This window comes from Cupriavidus phytohabitans (assembly GCF_000426345.1).
Taxonomy (GTDB): Bacteria; Pseudomonadota; Gammaproteobacteria; order Burkholderiales; family Burkholderiaceae; genus Cupriavidus.
Genome location: NZ_AUFE01000012.1, coordinates 140,184 through 156,709 on the forward strand (window position 1 = coordinate 140,184; position 16,526 = coordinate 156,709).

The window sequence follows — 16,526 nt, forward strand, 5'->3', positions numbered from 1 at the left end:
ATGAATTAAACGGAGTGTTATTTGATGCTGTCCGCCGCTTCCCGCCCCTATATCGATGCGAGCGTCCCCGTGCTGCGCGAGCATGGCCTGGCCATCACCACCCATTTCTACCGCGAGATGTTCTCCGACCGTCCTGAGCTCACGCAGATGTTCAACATGGGCAACCAGGCCAACGGTAGCCAGCAGCAATCGCTGGCGTCGGCCGTGTTCGCCTACGCCGCCAACATCGACAATGGCGCCGCGCTGGCGCCGGTGGTCGACCGCATCGTGCACAAGCATGCGTCAGTGGGTCTGACTCCGTCGCATTACCCGATCGTCGGCCGCCACCTGCTGGGCGCGATCAAGGCCGTGCTGGGCGATGCCGCCACGCCGCCGCTGCTGGCTGCCTGGGACGAAGCCTATTGGCTGCTGGCCGGCGAGCTGATCTCCGCCGAGGCACGGCTGTACCAGCGCACCGGCGTTGCCGCCGGCGAGCTCACGGCGGTGCGCGTGGTGCGCCGCGAAGCGCAGGGCGAGCAAGTGGTGTCGCTGACGCTGGCGGCCGCCGACGGCGGCCCCCTGCGCGACTTCCGCCCCGGCCAGTACATCAGCGTCGAGGCGCGTCTCGATAACGGCACGCGCCAGCTGCGCCAGTATTCGCTGTCGGGCGAGACCGGCCTGCCCACCTGGCGCATTTCGGTCAAGCGCGAGGATGGCGACCAGTCGACGCCGGCTGGCGCGGTTTCCAACTGGCTGCATGCGAACGCGCAGGAAGGCACCGAGCTGAAGGTCAGCGCGCCGTTCGGCGATTTCACCCCGGCGCTCGACGGCCATCGCCCCCTGGTGCTGCTGTCGGGCGGCATCGGCATCACGCCGATGATCTCGGTGCTGCGCACGCTTGCCGCCCAAAGCTCGCAGCGTCCGATCCTGTTCGCCCACGCCTCGCGCAGCGGCCGCCACCACGCACATCGCGCCGACCTGCAGTGGGCGCGCGAGCGGTTGCCCCAACTGGTGACGCATATCAGCTATGAAGAGCCCGAGGCCGGCGACGCCATCGGCCGCGACTACGATCACGCCGGCACCATGCCGATGGCCGAGTTGCTGGCCCGGCCGGAGCTGCAGCGCTTCATCGACGGCCGCTTCTACCTGTGCGGGCCGCTGGGCTTCATGCAGGCGCAGCGCCATGCGCTGGTCAGCGCCGGCGTGCCGGTGGCGCACATCGACCGCGAAGTCTTCGGCCCGGACCTGCTCGACCACCTGCTCTGAGCCCGTTGCCACGGCTTGGCCGGTGATGGCGACAGTGTCATGTGGCTCTGGTACGCTTGGCGCGATCCTCCAATCCGCGTCAGGGGTACCGTTCCCGTGCAACTCTCCCTCCGGCCTGTCCTTCGCTTCAACGCCGCGGCGCCGTGGCTGCCGCGCCTGGCGAGCGTAGCGCTGTTTGTCGCGCTGTGCGCGCTGGCCACATACTGGGTTCTGACCTTCAGCGCGATGCGCACCCTGCCGGTGCCGCAGAGCGCGCGTGTTGCCCAGACCGAGGCTGTCGAGACCGGCGCCGTGGCGACACTGTTCGGCGGCTCGGCCCAGGGCGGTCCGCGCGACGTGCAACTGCTCGGCGTGGTGGCCGAAATCGATGGCGGGGCCGGCGCGGCGATCGTTTCACTGGACGGCGGGCCGCCCAAGGCGGTGCGGTCCGGCGCCGAGCTGTCGCAGCAGATCCGGCTGGTGGAGATCCGCCAGCGTTCGGTAGTGATCGACCGCAGCGGCGTGCGCCAGGAGATCGCGTTGCCGGTGCAGCAGGGCGCCGCGCGCGCACCCGCCGCCGGTGCGCCGGCTCCCGCGCTGCCGACGCCGCCAGCCGGCGCCGCCGCGCCTATGGCGACGCCGATGCCGCCGCCGGCTCCGGTGGCCCCGGTGGCAAGCCAGCCGGCCCCGGCGCAACCTATCCAGCAGGCCCAACCCATCCAGCCGGCTCCAGGCCAGCCCCCGCAGCCGCAAGTCCAGACCCAATCCCAGCCGCAACCCGCGGCCCAGCATCAGCCCATGATGGCGCCGCCGCCCAGCCAGGACGGGATGCTGGTCCCCAAGAAATAAGCTGGCAAGGCCGCGAATATTCGCCTCCCGTTGCGTTCCCTTACGGGCCGCCAGCCTTTCTGTGAGGCGGGTAACATCGTATTAAAAGCGCCAACCTCCCTGCATCGTCTGCGTTCTAATCCGTACATGCCAACGTGATGACAAGGAGCAAGACATGCAACGCAATCACAAGCAGCAGATCCTGAAGCAGTTCCTGGCCGCCTCGGCCGCCCTGCTGGTTGCCGGCGGCGCCTTCGCCCAGGCCAGCGCGCCCGCCGCACCGGCCGGCAAGCCCGGCCCCGGCCACCACCATATGGGCCATGGCGGCGGCTGGATGAAGGCGGTCGATACCGACAACGACGGCACGATCTCGAAGGCCGAGGCCGACGCCTACTTCAACAAGCTGGACACCAACCGTGACGGCAAGATCGACAAGGCCGAGATGGACGCGCACCGCAAGACCGTCATGGCCGAGCGCCACGCCCGCATGCAGGCCGCCTTCGACGAGAAATTCAAGGCAGCCGACAAGAACGGCGACGGCGCCCTGACCAAGGCCGAGGCCAATGCCGGCCTGCCGCGGCTGGGCAACCGCTTCGACCAGCTCGACGCCAACCGCGACGGCAAGCTGACCCGCGACGAAATCCGCGCCGGCATGCAGAAGATGCACCGCGACCACCATCGCCGTGGCCCGCAGGGCCAGGGCGCTCCGGGCAGCCAGCCGGCTCCCGCGAACCCGTCTTCACCGGGTGCCCCATCCACCAGCGGCGGCTGATGCCGCAGCAGGACGGTCATGGCTGTCCTGTCCTGAAACCGCTGTTCAGCGCGCGTGCCTCCGGGCCGCGCGCTTTTGCTTTGGCCCGGTCCGTCACCGCGTCGGACCGTGCATCGACCAGGAAGTATCTGACCCCGGCGGCAAACGCCCGTAGAATGCCGCTTCCCTGTGCGGCCGGCTTGGCACCATCCTTGCCTTCTCGGGTCGGCGCAGGCGCGACCGCAACACCGCGGCCGTGCCGGCAGACAGGTTTGCCCAGCCCGACCGGCTGCAGCGCGAGTGACCCAAAAGGCTGCCGATTCGTCGGAAAACCGGCCCGTAGCGGACGCAATCACACAAAAAATTGCGTACTTGTGCACGGCTTGCTAAATTTGCGCAAAAAAATTGCCAATAAACATATTGCGGAGCAACAATATCGTGAGCAAGGTGGAGTTGGACAAGATCGACCGGAAGATCCTGGAAGTGCTGCAGACCAACGGCCGGTTGACCAACCTGGAGGTGGCCGAGCGCGTCAACCTGTCGCCCAGTCCCTGCCTGCGCCGCATCCGGCGGCTGGAGGAGATCGGCGTGATCCGGCAATACGCGGCGCTGCTGGAGCCGAACAAGATCGGGCTCGGCCTGCTGGCCTATATCAATGTCCGGCTGGAGAAGCACGGGGGCGCGCCCAAGGGCAAGGCGCCGCTGGACCTGTTCCGCGCTTCTATCGCGGTATGGCCCGAGGTGGCGGCATGCCATGCCATGACCGGAGAGATGGACCTGCTGCTCAAGGTCTATGTCGAGGACATGGAGCACTTCGCGCGCTTCATGCAGGAGCAACTGCTGGCCCATCCGTCGGTGATCGACGTGCGCTCCAGCTTTGCGCTGGAAAGCATCAAGGACACCACGGCACTGCCGGTTGGCGGCGCGGCCTGAACGGTCCGGGCGCACATGCAAAAACGGCGCATCGTTGCGATGCGCCGTGGTGGCCGTGCGGCGAAGCGCGCTCAGGCGGTGTGCCTCAGGCGGTGTGCTTTTGCGGCACCATCGAGCGCCAGAAGCGCAGGCCGAAGCGGCGCGCGTCGCGCAGGTTGCGACGGACTGCGTAGTCCAGGTCGGCCATCTGCTCGTCCAGCGCCTCGGTCAGGCGGCTGACGGTGTCCGCCGGCGGCAGTTCCAGGTACGCGTCGGCCTCGCCGTAGGCGTACTGGACCTTCATGCCGGCCTTCTTGGCAATGTGCATCATCGCGGCGTTGCGCGACAGGCAGTGCATGTACAGCGTGCGCACGCTGGTATTGCGGCCATGCATGGCCGCACGCTCGAACAGCGCGCTGCCGATACCGCGGCCACGGGCGCTGCGCGACACCGACACGCCGAACTCCGCCACGCGGCCCTGGGCGTTGTCGCGCAGGTTGGCGAAGTGGCCCACGCCGACCAGCTCGAGCTTGTCGTCGTAGACGCCGAACACGGTGTCGTGGTCGAAGTCGATGCTGTCTACGTAGGCTTCGATCACGTGGTCGCCCACCGACTGGCCGAAACGGAGCAGGCGATCCTCCTCGCCCAGGGCGAGGAAATGCTTCAGCAGGCGCGAACGGTGATGGGCCGCCAGCTCGCGCACCAGAACGGTGGCGCGATGGGCGGCCTGCGTCGCTGCAGCTGCCTTGCGCAGATCTTCGTCGGTCAGTGCGCCGACAGCCTTGCTCAGTTCGAGCGGGTTCACGTTAATTCCTTCCTGGTGCGATCACAGATAAAAATAGGCACTGCGTTGGTGTTTCGCCAGGCACTTTTCCCTGGCTCGGTGCGTGATTCGGGGAAACACCATCTTGATGCAGCGTGAAAAGTATTGTAGTGGAATTGTCAGTCTGGCGTAAGCTTCCTGCGCCGCAGCAGCCGGCCGCGCCGCCGCATCGCTTCGAAAAATGCAATAAAATCAATGGCCTAAAAAAATGTGATGAATTGTTGCGCGGGATCAACTGTGGATATGTTGCAACGCCGCAATCGAGCCATGCTCGCGCCACGATCCACCTCCCTTCGCCAAGCCGCCCCGTCTTCGATGACCGAGTCTCCCATTGCAGTGATCTACGCGCATCCCACGCCCAGCCGATCGCGCGTCAACCGGCCGCTTGCCGACGCCCTGGCCTCGCTGCCGCAGGTCCAGGTACGCGATCTTTACCGTTCCTATGTGGATTACGACATCGACGTCGTCGCCGAGCAGCGCGTGCTGGCGGTCGCGGACACCGTCGTGTTGCAGTTTCCGGTGCGCTGGTACAGCGTGCCCGCGCTGCTCAAGCTATGGCTGGATGAGGTGCTCGAGCACGGGTGGGCCTATGGCCCTAGCGGCACGGCGCTGCGCGGCAAGTCGATGCTGGCGGTGGTCAGTACCGGCGGCAGCGCTGATGCCTACGGTCCCGACGGCAACCATGGCCACCCGATCGGCGAATTCCTGTTGCCGCTGGAGCAGACCGCGCTCCTTTGCGGCATGACCTGGCTGCCGCCGGTGGTGCTGCATGGTGCCGACAACGCCGATGCGCAGGCCCTGGCCGATCATATCGCACACGTCTGCGGGCGCCTGGGCGCCGACGCCATGCCCGCGGAGGTGCGCGCATGAACCAGCATGACTTCCTGATTGCGCTGCTGGTGTTCCTGGTAGCGGCGGTGGTGGCGGTGCCGCTGGCGCGGCGCAGCGGCCTGGGCGCCGTGCTGGGCTATCTGCTGGCAGGGGCGGCGATCGGCCCGTTTGCGCTGCGCCTGGTTTCCGATGTCGAATCGATCCTGCATTTCTCCGAGTTCGGCGTGGTGCTGATGATGTTCGTCATCGGCCTGGAACTGGAGCCGCGCAAGCTGTGGGCCTTGCGGCGGAGCATATTCGGCTACGGTGGCGCCCAGCTTGCCGCCTGCGCGCTGGTGATCGGAGCGGCCGCCGCGCTGGCGGGGGCGTCATGGCAGGTGGCGCTGGTCGCGGGCCTGGGCCTGGCGCTGTCGTCCACCGCGATCGCGCTGGCGACGCTGACCGAGCGCAACCTGTTCGGTACGCCGGCCGGTGCGGCCAGCTTCGGCATCCTGCTATTCCAGGACATTGCCGCCATCCCGATGATCGCGCTATTGCCGCTGCTTGCCGTCGAAGGAGCCGAAGGTGCCGGTGCCGGCGCCGCCGGCTGGCTGGCGGGCGTGAAGGCAGTGGCGGTGATCGGTGCGGTAGTGGCCGGCGGCCGCTACCTGGTGCGGCCGGCGCTGCGCTTTATCGCGCGCACCGACATGCGCGAGATGTTCACCGCGTTTGCGTTGCTGCTGGTGGTGGGCATCGCGCTGATGATGGATGCGGTCGGGCTGTCGATGGCGCTGGGGACCTTTCTGGCCGGCGTGCTGCTGGCCGATTCGGAATACCGCCATGCGCTGGAGGCTGACCTGGAGCCGTTCAAGGGGCTGCTGCTGGGCCTGTTCTTCATGGCGGTCGGCATGTCGATCGATTTTGCCGTGCTGGCGCGCTCGCCCTGGCTGGTGCTCGGGCTGGTGGTGGCCTTCGTCGTCGCCAAGACCGCGGTGCTGATGCTGCTGGCGCGTGAGTTCGCCATCGCGCGGGGCCAGCGGCTGCTGTTTGCGCTGTTGATCTCGCAGGGCGGCGAGTTTGCCTTCGTGGTGTTCGGCGTGGCCGGCGGCGCGGGTTTGCTGCCGCGCGAGACCGAGGCCTTGCTGGTGCTGGTGGTGGCGCTGTCGATGGTGGCCACGCCGTTGCTGCTGCTGGCCTATGACCAGCTGGTGGCGCCTCGGCTGGGTGGCGCCAGGGCTCGTCCGGACGAGGCCATCACGCCGCAGGACAACCCGGTGCTGATCGCCGGCTTCGGCCGTTTCGGACAGATCATCGGGCGGCTGCTGTATAGCCAGGGCATCGGCGTCACGGTGCTCGACCACGATCCGGACCAGATCGAGTTCCTGCGCCAGTACGGCTTCAAGATCTTCTATGGCGATGCCACGCGGCTGGATCTGCTCGAAGCCGCCGGCATCGCCCGCGCGCGCATCCTGGTGGTGGCGATCGACGGCATGGACGAGAGCCTGCAGCTGATCGACCGGGTGCGCGAGCGCTATCCGGAACTGCAGATCTATGCGCGGGCGCGCCATGTGTCGCATATCTACCAGCTAATGGACCGCGGCGTGCAATTGTTCGAGCGCGAGATGTTCGAGGGTTCGCTGAGGATGGGGCGGAGTGTCCTGGAAGGGCTGGGCTTCGACCCCGCCGAGGCGCGCAACGTCGCGCTGCGCTTCCGCCGGCACAACATCCAGGCGATCGACCGCTTCTACCCGCACTACACCGACCAGAAGAAGCTGGTCTCGCTGGCGCGCCAGGCCCGCGACGAGCTGGAGGAAATGTTCAGGCAGGACCGCGAGCAACGCCGGCAGCGCGAAGAGGCAGGGTGGTCCTGACGATGGCGGGGGCGGGCCGCGGCGGGCCCGCCTGCGTCAGCGGATCGTGGCGGCGCGGCCCGGCAGCCCGCCTTCGAGCAGGTCGAGCACTGTCTCGGCAAAGTCCGCGTACGACAGCCGGCCGCCCGGCTTGAGCCAGGTAAAGGTCCAGTTGATCATGCCGAACACGGTCATGGTCAGGGCGGTCTGGTTATCGCGCGTGACACGCTCCGGGTAGGCCCGGCGCAGCAGGCGCGAGAAGGCCGCCACCACGTCGCGCTCGCGGCCCAGGATCACGTCGCGCTGGCTTTCGGCGAGGAACTTGACGTCGTTGATCAGCGCGATATGGCGTGTCTGCGAGGTTTCGTATTCGGCCAGGAAGGCGCGGATCAGGTTGGCGAACGCCTCCTTGTCGGTGCGCGCATGGCGCTCGGCGTCGGCCTCCACCTCGGTGACCAGCAGCATCAGCCGCCGCGTGTAGCGGTCCAGCAGGTCGAACAGGATCGCTTCCTTGCTCTCGTAATAGTGGTAGAGGCGCGCCTTGGACGTGCCGCAGGCGGCGGCCAGGTCGGCCATCGAGGTGCTGGGGTAGCTGCTGTTGGCGAAGGCGGCGGCGGCCAGGTCCAGGATCTGTTCGCGCTGGGCCTCGAAATCGGGTGCCTTGGTACGGGCCATGTGTATCGGGGTTACTCGCCACCGCCGCCGGCGCGGCGGCGCAACTCGCAGGTCTCGAGCGAGTCGGAATTGCCGCGCAGCACCATCTGGCCGGAGGCAATCAGCTCGCGGCAGCGCCAGAACACGAACCAGTCGCTGGCCAGCAGGCCTTCGATCGCCCCCATCACGCTGCCCACCACCTGAGCCGCGGGGGTCCATTCCGCCGGCGCGCGATCCATGATGATGTCGTCGATGGTGTGGTAGGCGGCGGGAACCAGCGTGTTGCCTTTCCACAGGCGGACGTCGGCATTTTCCTTGACGTTCTGCTGCCACTCGTAGCCCAGCCGTCCCAGCCGCAGCACCGAAACCGGCGCGATCGTGGAAAAGCGCCGCGCCAGCCGTGCCGCCGAATACATGCCGATGGCGGCCAGGTTGCCTTGGGCGGGCATCTCCAGCTCGCGCAGGTCCATCGCGACTTCATTGATCCGTTGCGGCGCCTGGTACAGGTGGAACACGACCCGGCGCAGCATCAGCTGGTCGGCCGCGCTCTGGCCGTGCCAGATGGCTATTTCCAGTTCGTCCTGGCGCAGCCTCTGGAGCTGGTCCAGCGCCTGGCGCATCTCGGCGGCGAAATCGATGTCGGTGTGCGGGGCGACCCGCTGCCAGAAGCCGGAACGGATCAGCCCGGTGCTGTCGATGTCGGCCAGCGGCCCCACGGCCAGGTCGTCGCGCAGCACCACGACAGGGTCCGGCCGCGCGGCCTGCGCCAGCGCCTGGCGCAGGGTCGTGCCTGCTACATCACCGTTGACGACGTGGATATATTGCATGGCCGTGATTGTATATGGGTGGGACGGTTCGCTGGCACCGGGCGGCACCGGCGCCACAGTCGGCGGGTGCTGCCGTGCAAGGCCATGCGCAAGCCGCTGTTTTACCCCCCCCCGCAAGCATCGCGCCAGGCCGCTGCCGGCCTGCCGTCATTGTAATCACGGCCGGGCCTGGCCAATGGCGGCGAGCGTCGGCACGCGCACGGGGCGCCGGCCGCCTGCCGCCGCGTACCTGGATCAGCGTTCGTCGTAGCTGACCACCACCCGCGGCGTCAGCGCGCGCGCCTGGCAGGTGAGCACGAAGCCCTTTTCCATCTCCCACGGCTCGAGCGTGTAGTTCTTCTCCATCTCGACCTTGCCTTCCAGCACCTTGGCACGGCAGGTGCAACAGACGCCGCCCTTGCAGGCGTATGGCAGGTCGAGCCCGGCGGCCAGCGCGGTATCGAGCACGTTGGCGTCTTCCAGCGGCAGGCGCATGCTGTGCTGCTTGCCGTCGAGCACGACCACCAGCTCTGCGGTGCCCGCGTGGTCGGCATGCGTGTGCGCAGGCTTGGGCCTGGCCTGCGCGAGCGGCACGCCGAAGCGCTCGGCGTGGATGCGGTGCGGATCCACGCCAGCGTCGCGCAGTGCCGCCTCGGCTTCGTCGATCATCGAAGCAGGCCCGCAAACGAACGCCGCATCGATGTCATCCACCGGGATCAGGGTCTGGAGGAAGGCGGTGACGCGGTCGTGGTCAAGCCGTCCGTGCAGCAGGTCGACCTCCTGCGGCTGGCGCGACAGCACGTGGTACAGCGTGAAGCGCGAAAGGTACTGGTTCTTCAGGTCTTCCAGCGCCTCGGAAAAGATTATGCTGTCGACATTGCGGTTGCCGTAGACCAGCGTGAACCGGCTGCGCGGCTCGGCTTGCAGCGTGGTGCGGATCAGCGACAGCACCGGCGTGATGCCGCTGCCCGCGGCAAAGGCAACATAGTGGCGCGCCGTGGCCGGATCCAGCGGTACATGGAAGCGGCCGTCCGGCGTCATCACGTCGATCACCTGGCCGGGTGCGATGGAGTCATGGAGGTGGGACGAAAACAGCCCGTCCTCTACCAGCTTCACCGCCACGCGCAGTTCGCCCTGTGCGTCGTAGTCCTGCACCGCCGAGCAGATCGAATATGAGCGCCGCAAGTCCTTGCCGTCGACCGGCGCCTTCAGCGTCAGGAACTGGCCCTGGGTGAAGCGGTAGGCGGCGCGCAGCGTTTCCGGCACCTCGAACGCGATCGAGATGGTGTCGGCAGTCTCGGGGCGTACCTGCGCCACGCGCAGCGGGTGGAACTGTGGGGTCATGGCAGCCTGGCTTTGGCCCGGCGGGGCTCAATAGGGTTTGAAATAGTCGAACGGCTCGCGGCAATCCAGGCAGCGGTACAGCGCCTTGCACGCCGTCGAGGCGAAGCGCGAGATTTCCTGCGTGTGCAAGCTGCCGCAGCGCGGGCAGGCGACGCGGTCCGGGGCGCCGGCGCGCGCGGCACGCGGGACGAAGCGCAACGGTTGCGCCGTCGCCGGTGCGTCGCACTGGCCGGGCGGCGCGATACCGAATTCGCGCAATCGTTCACGCGCGGCTGGGGTGATCCAGTCGGTGGTCCACGCCGGCGCCAGCACGGTGCGCAGGCGCCACGGCGCCAGGCCGGCGGCGTCGAGCGCCTGGCCGATGTCTTCTGCGATCTGTGACATCGCCGGGCAGCCGGAGTAGGTGGGTGTAATCGTGACTTCCAGCGTGCCGTCGGCATCGGCGGCGATGCCGCGCAGGATGCCGAGGTCGCGGATCGACACCACCGGGATCTCCGGGTCGGGAACCGCTTCGAGCGCCGCCCACGCCTTCGCGACGCGCGCATCGCCGGCAGCTTTCGCTGGGTGGGGCAGGGTGGTGACGTTCATGCCGGTCAATCCTTTGCGGCGAAGCGGGCGCTTACCATTGGGCGCCCGGATGGGCTCGCGCCAGCCCCTGCATCTCGCCCAGCAGGTAGCTCATGTGTTCGGAATGCACGCCGAGCTTGCCGGTCGAGACAAAGCTGCTCGCAGGCGGTAGCGCCAGCGTGGCGGCTTGCAGGGTCTCGGCAACGGTCGCATCCCAGGCCGAGCGCAGCGAGGCGGTGACGATGCCGATTCCCTGTGCCGCGGCTTCGGCTTCCACCGGGTCTTCGGCAAAGCACTCATTCATATAGGGCAGCAGGTGGTCCAGGGCCCGCTGCATGCGGACGTGCGACGCTTCGGTGCCGTCGCCCAGGCGCACTACCCAGCCGGCGGCATGGTGCAGGTGGTAGCGCGCCTCCTTGACTGACTTTGCGGCGATGGCGGCGAGTTGCGCGTCGCTGCTGGACTGCAGCGCTTCCCACAGCTCCACCATCAGCGCGCTGTACAGGAAGTTGCGCATGATGGTGACCGCGTAGTCGCGCTCCGCGGCGGCGGTGCCGGCCAGCGGGCCGCGATGGGGCAGTTCCACCAGCGTCCAGTTGCGGAAATCGCGCTCGGCGCGCCAATAGGCATAGTCGTCTTCATGGCGCGGCAGGCCGGTCAGCTCGCCTTCCAGTTCGCCGGCGCGCCCATACAGCAGGCGCGACTGGCCGATCAGGTCGAGGCTGATGTTGGCCAGCGCAATGTCTTCTTCCAGCACCGGGCCGTGGCCGCACCACTCGGCATTGCGCTGGCCGAGCACCAGCGCGTTGTCGGCCAGGCGCAGCACGTAGCGCAGCGCGGCGGCGCGGGCCGGCGGCAGATGATCCAGGGAGGCGGGTTGCGGGGACGCGGTCATCGTGCGTGGCCCTTACATATGGTTGACTTCGTCGGGCAGCTGGTAGAACGTCGGATGCCGGTAGATCTTGTCAGCCATGGGGTCGAACAGCTCCGGCTTTTCCTCCGGCACGCTCGCCGTAATGGCGGCGGACGGCACCACCCAGATCGACACGCCTTCCTGACGCCGCGTGTAGACATCTCGCGCCATGTGCAGCGCCTGTTGCGCATCGGCGGCGTGCAGGCTGCCGCAATGCTTGTGCTCCAGGCCTTGCTTGCTGCGCACGAACACTTCCCACAGCGGCCATTCCTTGCGGTTCATTGTTGTCTCCTCAATCCTCGTGCCCGGGATGCAGCATTGGTCAGGCGGCGGCGCGGCGCTCGCCCGCTTCGCGCTCGGCCAGCTTGGCGGCGTGGGCGAGCGCGGCTTCGCGGACCCAGGCGCCTTCCTCGTGCGCCTTGACGCGCGTGGCCAGGCGTTCCTTATTGCAGGGACCGTCGCCGTTGATCACGCGCCAGAACTCGTCCCAGTCCAGCGGGCTGTAGTCATAGTGGGCGCGCTCGGCGTTCCATTGCAGTCCCGGGTCGGGCAGCGTCACACCCAGCACCCGCGCTTGCTCCACCGTGGCATCGACGAACTTCTGGCGCAGATCGTCATTCGAGATGCGCTTGATGCCCCAGGCCATGGTCTGCGCGCTGTTGGTCGAGGCCGCGTCGGGCGGGCCGAACATCATCAGCACCGGGAACCACCAGCGGTTGACCGCGTCCTGCACCATCTCGCGCTGGGCGTCGGTGCCACGCATCATCGCGAGCAGCGCGTCGAAGCCCTGGCGCTGGTGGAACGACTCCTCCTTGCAGATGCGGATCATGGCGCGTGCATACGGCCCATATGAGCAGCGGCACAATGGGATCTGGTTCATGATCGCCGCCCCGTCCACCAGCCAGCCGATCACGCCGACGTCGGCCCAACTCAGCGTCGGGTAGTTGAAGATCGACGAATACTTGGCCTTGCCGCTGTGCAGCGCGTCGACCAGCTCGTCGCGGGAGACATCCAGCGTTTCGGCCGCGGAGTACAGGTACAGGCCGTGGCCGCCTTCGTCCTGCACCTTGGCCAGCAAGATCGCCTTGCGCTTGAGTGACGGCGCGCGGCTGATCCAGTTGCCCTCGGGCAGCATGCCGACAATCTCTGAATGCGCGTGCTGGGAAATCTGCCGCACCAGTGTCTTGCGGTAGGCCGCCGGCATCCAGTCCTGCGGCTCGATCTTGCCGTCGGCTGACATACGCGCGTCGAAAGCGGCCTGGCGGACGTCATCGTCCCGAGGGGTGGCGATCTGTGCGGAGTCCGAGTGGCCGGGAACGTCCAGGCTTTGGGTGTACATAGCGCCTCCTCTGGCGGGGGCCGCGGACGGTGGGGGACCGTTGGCGCGGCGGCTGGCCCTATTATATATAAGCCGACCGGTCGGTCAATTTAAGGCGAGCCGGGTTTGTGCTGACTGTCGCCGTGGCAGCGCTGGGCGTGACGGTCTGCGCACGTGTAGTATCTAAGGCGGAGCGGCCTTCTGCCGTCCAACTCCTTATTCCCTTTGTCTACGGAGGTTACGAAAATGGCAAGCGCGGCATACAGCAAGATCGTGGTGGCGGTGGATGGCAGCAGCACGTCGGGACTGGCGCTGGCCGAAGCCATCCGCGTAGCGGCGCCGGGCGGTGCCATGGTGCTGGCGCTCTATGTCGTCGACACGGGTACGCCGATGTTCGACGTCGGCTACTACGATCCGAGCCAGCTGCAGAAGGCATTCGAGGAAAGCGGCCAGCGCGCGCTGCAGGACGCCGCGCAGCAACTGTCGGCGGCCGGCGTGCCGCATGAAACCCGGCTGGTCAGCGAGGCGCCGGTGCCCGGCGATATTGGCGCATCGATCAATGAAGCCGCGCGCCAGTGGGGCGCGGATCTGCTGGTAATTGGCACGCACGGGCGGCGTGGCGTGCGCCGGCTGGTACTGGGCAGCGTGGCGGAAGCCGTGATCCGGCAGTCGACCACGCCGGTGCTGCTGGTGCGTGGCGAAGCCAAGGCCGACTGAGCATGCGCAAGACGCCGGGCTGGCCCGGCGTCTCGGCTTGGATGCGGTGTCAATCGCGGCGGGTCAGCCGGCGAAGCGGAAATGGCCACTGCGCAGCACGATCTCGCGCGCCTGTGTCAGCTCGAACAGGCTTTCGGCGAGGCTTTCGATGCGCTGGCGATTACTGGTGAAGGCGGCAACCAGGTCTTCCTCGCGCGGCGAGCGCGCACCGAAGTGGGCCTCAAGGGCTTCCGCGGTGACGGAATACTGGGTCGGGCTGCCATTGACCGTAGCGGGACAGGACAGCGTGAGGCTGGCTGCGCAGTAGGTCGGGACGCTGCGAGGGAACGTGATCTCAGGCATGGCGTACCTCGTGCTGGCGACGGACGTATTCGATTATTGTAGGTCGCCGTGGTCTCCCGTAAAGGTCCTTGAACGGACTGCGCGGACTGTGCGGACTGCGGTGCGCCCGGCTGTCATGGGTTGGTGCATTGCAGCAAAGGCGGCGCGGGTGGAACCGCGCTGCCATGCGACACCCTGGGCGGGCGTGTCAAAAGGCATCCGTGGTGCGTGATGCACAAAGCGCGGGCCTTGCCGGCGCTTGCTGCGCAATGTTTTGTTGCAATGGCCGGTTTCAAGAAAAAAAACCCACGCAGGTTATGCGTGGGTTGGAATCCACCGAGGTGGTGGAGGAGACAGACTTCACTATACATGGTTTGCTGCGTCGCACCAAGCTCAATTGTGTCAATGTCTGGCGATGCACACAATGATGTTGTGCCCGTACAACAACGATCGAATCGCCGGCGCTAGCGAAACAAATAAGCAGCGCCTACGGCAGAAAAAATGCCGACGGTGTCGGCCACCAGTGCGCATCCCAGCGCATGCCGGGTATTCCGCACATTGATGCTGCCAAAGTAGACCGCCAAGACATAGAAGGTGGTTTCGGTCGATCCCTGGATGATGGCCGCAAGGCGTCCCTGGAATGAGTCGACGCCATAAGTCGTCATCACATCGACCATCAGCCCGCGTGCGCCGGCACCTGACAGGATTTTCATCAGGCCGACCGGCAAGGCCGGGACAAAATCAGTATTGATGCCGAGATGCGCAAAGCCCAACGTCAGCCACCCCATCAACACGTCCATGCAGCCGGTCGCCCGGAACAAGCCGATCGCAACCAGAATGGCAACCAGATAAGGGATGATCTGCACGGCCACGCCGAAACCTTCCTTCGCGCCATCGATAAAGGCCTCGTAGACGTTGACCCTCCGCAGGGCACCGCAGACCAGGAACAGCATGATCAGCGACAGGATAAAGCCCGCGCCTGCCAATGCCGTCACACTGCCGACCTGCTCGGGCGGCGCATGCTTCAGCCAGGCGAACATGCCGGAGAGCGCCGCGGCAACCATGCCGAAAGCGACCAGCACGGCGGGCCGCAGCAGATTGAGCCGCTGCACCCAGGCGACAGCCAGCAAACCGGCAAGGCACGAGCCACCGGTAGCCAGCAGCGTCGGCAGGAAAATGTCCGCCGCATTGAAGCCCACCAGCCCCTGCTTGACGGCAATGGCCTGTCGGATCGCGATGACCGAGGTCGGGATCAGCGTTAGTCCGGCCGTATTCAGCACGATGAACATGATCTGCGCATCGGTGGCCACGTCCGGGCGACGGTTCAGCGCCTGCAGCTCGCGCATGGCATTCAGCCCGAGAGGCGTCGCCGCGTTATCCAGGCCCAGCAGGTTAGCCGACACATTCATCATCATGGCGCCTTGCGCCGGATGGCCCTGCGGCACACCGGGGAAAAAATGCCGCAGCAATGGATTCACCAGCCGCGCAAAGGCGTCGACGACTCCGGCGCGCTCGCCGACGCGCATGATGCCCAGCCACAGGCTCATCACGCCCGCCAGTCCGAGCGCAATCTCGAAGGCCGTGCGGGCACTGTCGAACAGGCTCGACAGCATGGCGGGGAAGACAGCCAGGTCGCCGCTGGCGAGGCGAATGCATGCGGCGGCAAAGGAAACCAGGAAAAAGCCGAGCCAGACAACGTTCAGGGCCATCGGATTGCGCAAACGAAAAGGTCAAAGCGGGAAAGTCACCCGCCAGGCAGGGCCGATCAGGCGATTTTTGCGCCGCGCTCGGCCAGCAGTTCGCGCAGGACCGACCTGTGGCAGTGCGCCTCGTCTTCGCAATAGCAGCCAAGTGAGAAATTGGTCTGGTGCGACAGCGCAGCCAGCAGGTCGAGCGTGCGGCTCGGCTCCGGCTCGCCCATTTCCTTGCGGAAATGGCGGACGAATGCTCTCCATGCCTTATCGTCTGTGGCGCCCTGCGCCTGTGAGACCAACTCTGGGGTAGGAGACAGGGCAGGGTACCAAACGTCGTAATAGTCACGGCTGGCGAACTCGGACTTCGGCACGCCGCGTGGTGGTCGCCGCACTGTACCGATGCGAAGCCCTTCGTCACCTGCGCGTGGTGTTCCCAGTCTTACGATTCGAATGGTCATGGAGGAGGTCCCGCGGTCCGGACTGCCTGCGCGGCTGCGCGAGGCTGAAGACCAGATCATGAATCATGGGGTCGTGCATGACAAACATCTGCACGTTTCTGTGACGTCTATATAGGAGGAAGCTCCTGTGCCATAAAGAGCAGCTCGAGCCACGTTTGTGGTCGATTCGAATTATTTCCTGGAACCCCTTGCCAAGCCCCTCGGCGTCCCTTAATATTCGCCCCCTCGCAACACAACGCGGCGCTGCAAAGGCAGACGCAGCAAGGGTTGCGGGGTCGACCGGGAGGGTTGGCGCGGCGAAGTTGGCGCGCTGGCTGCAGCAAAAAAAGATTGCTGAAACGGTTGACGAAACGAAGAAAGCTCTGCATAATCTCGTTTCTCTGCTGCAGACAACGCAGCGCGCTGAACGGCAAAGCCGGTGAGCGAAGTTCTTTAACAAACAAACAACCGATAAGTGTGGGCGCTGGGTAGCGGACGCCGCTGTCTTCGGACAGTGTTGCTTCACAAGTTATACAGTGCTCGCACAGCAAAACGTG

At 66.4% G+C, this 16,526-nt stretch carries 18 protein-coding genes; 7 read left to right on the top strand and 11 right to left on the bottom strand.

Going from position 1 to position 16,526, the window contains the following annotated elements:
- Nucleotides 1-24: 24 nt before the first annotated feature.
- The 4 genes from K309_RS0112130 to K309_RS0112145 all read left to right on the top strand — a co-directional run bounded on the left by K309_RS0112130 (nt 25) and on the right by K309_RS0112145 (nt 3,736).
- Nucleotides 25-1,245 carry a globin domain-containing protein gene (locus K309_RS0112130; RefSeq protein ID WP_029046666.1) on the top strand — a complete coding sequence of 407 codons (1,221 nt, stop codon included), beginning with the start codon at nt 25-27 and terminating at the stop codon, nt 1,243-1,245.
- Nucleotides 1,246-1,341: 96 nt separating this feature from the next.
- A complete protein-coding gene (locus tag K309_RS0112135; RefSeq protein ID WP_029046667.1) occupies nt 1,342-2,073 on the top strand; it encodes a type II secretion system protein N in 732 nt (243 codons plus the stop codon).
- Nucleotides 2,074-2,227: 154 nt separating this feature from the next.
- Entirely contained in the window at nt 2,228-2,824 is a 597-nt protein-coding gene (locus K309_RS0112140; RefSeq protein WP_029046668.1) for an EF-hand domain-containing protein, read from the top strand.
- A gap of 417 nt (nt 2,825-3,241) precedes the next feature.
- A complete protein-coding gene (locus tag K309_RS0112145) occupies nt 3,242-3,736 on the top strand; it encodes an Lrp/AsnC family transcriptional regulator (protein ID WP_010813460.1) in 495 nt (164 codons plus the stop codon).
- Nucleotides 3,737-3,821: 85 nt separating this feature from the next.
- Here K309_RS0112145 and K309_RS0112150 read toward each other — a convergent pair whose 3' ends face one another.
- Entirely contained in the window at nt 3,822-4,520 is a 699-nt protein-coding gene (locus K309_RS0112150; RefSeq protein WP_029046669.1) for a GNAT family N-acetyltransferase, read from the bottom strand.
- A gap of 333 nt (nt 4,521-4,853) precedes the next feature.
- Here K309_RS0112150 and kefF point away from each other — a divergent pair, with 333 nt between their 5' ends.
- The gene (gene kefF / locus K309_RS0112155; protein ID WP_029046670.1) at nt 4,854-5,408 is read left to right on the top strand and encodes a glutathione-regulated potassium-efflux system oxidoreductase KefF; all 555 of its coding nucleotides are present in this window, start codon (nt 4,854-4,856) and stop codon (nt 5,406-5,408) included.
- Entirely contained in the window at nt 5,405-7,219 is a 1,815-nt protein-coding gene (kefC, locus tag K309_RS0112160) for a glutathione-regulated potassium-efflux system protein KefC (RefSeq protein ID WP_029046671.1), read from the top strand. Before kefF ends, kefC begins: the two co-directional genes overlap by 4 nt.
- 36 nt (nt 7,220-7,255) lie before the next feature.
- Here kefC and K309_RS0112165 read toward each other — a convergent pair whose 3' ends face one another.
- From K309_RS0112165 to paaA, 7 genes are all read right to left on the bottom strand, one after another.
- Entirely contained in the window at nt 7,256-7,873 is a 618-nt protein-coding gene (locus K309_RS0112165; RefSeq protein WP_029046672.1) for a TetR/AcrR family transcriptional regulator, read from the bottom strand.
- An 11-nt stretch (nt 7,874-7,884) separates the two neighbouring features.
- Complete coding sequence (locus K309_RS0112170; RefSeq protein WP_029046673.1) at nt 7,885-8,679, bottom strand: DUF1835 domain-containing protein; 795 nt, start codon at nt 8,677-8,679, stop codon at nt 7,885-7,887.
- Between the two features lie 234 nt (nt 8,680-8,913).
- Nucleotides 8,914-10,002, bottom strand: a complete 1,089-nt coding sequence (gene paaE, locus K309_RS0112175; protein ID WP_029046674.1) for a 1,2-phenylacetyl-CoA epoxidase subunit PaaE — start codon at nt 10,000-10,002, stop codon at nt 8,914-8,916.
- Nucleotides 10,003-10,029: 27 nt separating this feature from the next.
- Nucleotides 10,030-10,590, bottom strand: a complete 561-nt coding sequence (gene paaD, locus K309_RS0112180) for a 1,2-phenylacetyl-CoA epoxidase subunit PaaD (RefSeq protein ID WP_029046675.1) — start codon at nt 10,588-10,590, stop codon at nt 10,030-10,032.
- A gap of 31 nt (nt 10,591-10,621) precedes the next feature.
- On the bottom strand, nt 10,622-11,464 hold the full coding sequence (gene paaC / locus K309_RS0112185; RefSeq protein WP_029046676.1) for a 1,2-phenylacetyl-CoA epoxidase subunit PaaC: 843 nt from the start codon (nt 11,462-11,464) through the stop codon (nt 10,622-10,624).
- A 12-nt stretch (nt 11,465-11,476) separates the two neighbouring features.
- Entirely contained in the window at nt 11,477-11,764 is a 288-nt protein-coding gene (gene paaB / locus K309_RS0112190) for a 1,2-phenylacetyl-CoA epoxidase subunit PaaB (RefSeq protein WP_022536879.1), read from the bottom strand.
- A gap of 40 nt (nt 11,765-11,804) precedes the next feature.
- A complete protein-coding gene (gene paaA / locus K309_RS0112195; protein WP_029046677.1) occupies nt 11,805-12,821 on the bottom strand; it encodes a 1,2-phenylacetyl-CoA epoxidase subunit PaaA in 1,017 nt (338 codons plus the stop codon).
- Nucleotides 12,822-13,046: 225 nt separating this feature from the next.
- Here paaA and K309_RS0112200 point away from each other — a divergent pair, with 225 nt between their 5' ends.
- Entirely contained in the window at nt 13,047-13,517 is a 471-nt protein-coding gene (locus tag K309_RS0112200; protein WP_029046678.1) for a universal stress protein, read from the top strand.
- 63 nt (nt 13,518-13,580) lie between these two features.
- Here K309_RS0112200 and K309_RS0112205 read toward each other — a convergent pair whose 3' ends face one another.
- The 3 genes from K309_RS0112205 to K309_RS0112215 form a co-directional block, all read right to left on the bottom strand.
- Complete coding sequence (locus K309_RS0112205; protein ID WP_029046679.1) at nt 13,581-13,859, bottom strand: DUF1488 family protein; 279 nt, start codon at nt 13,857-13,859, stop codon at nt 13,581-13,583.
- A gap of 443 nt (nt 13,860-14,302) precedes the next feature.
- Nucleotides 14,303-15,547: a nucleoside recognition domain-containing protein gene (locus K309_RS0112210; protein ID WP_029046680.1), complete on the bottom strand. Its 1,245-nt coding sequence runs from the start codon at nt 15,545-15,547 to the stop codon at nt 14,303-14,305.
- A gap of 56 nt (nt 15,548-15,603) precedes the next feature.
- Nucleotides 15,604-15,990 carry a DUF488 domain-containing protein gene (locus K309_RS0112215; RefSeq protein ID WP_029046681.1) on the bottom strand — a complete coding sequence of 129 codons (387 nt, stop codon included), beginning with the start codon at nt 15,988-15,990 and terminating at the stop codon, nt 15,604-15,606.
- Nucleotides 15,991-16,526: the final 536 nt, after the last annotated feature.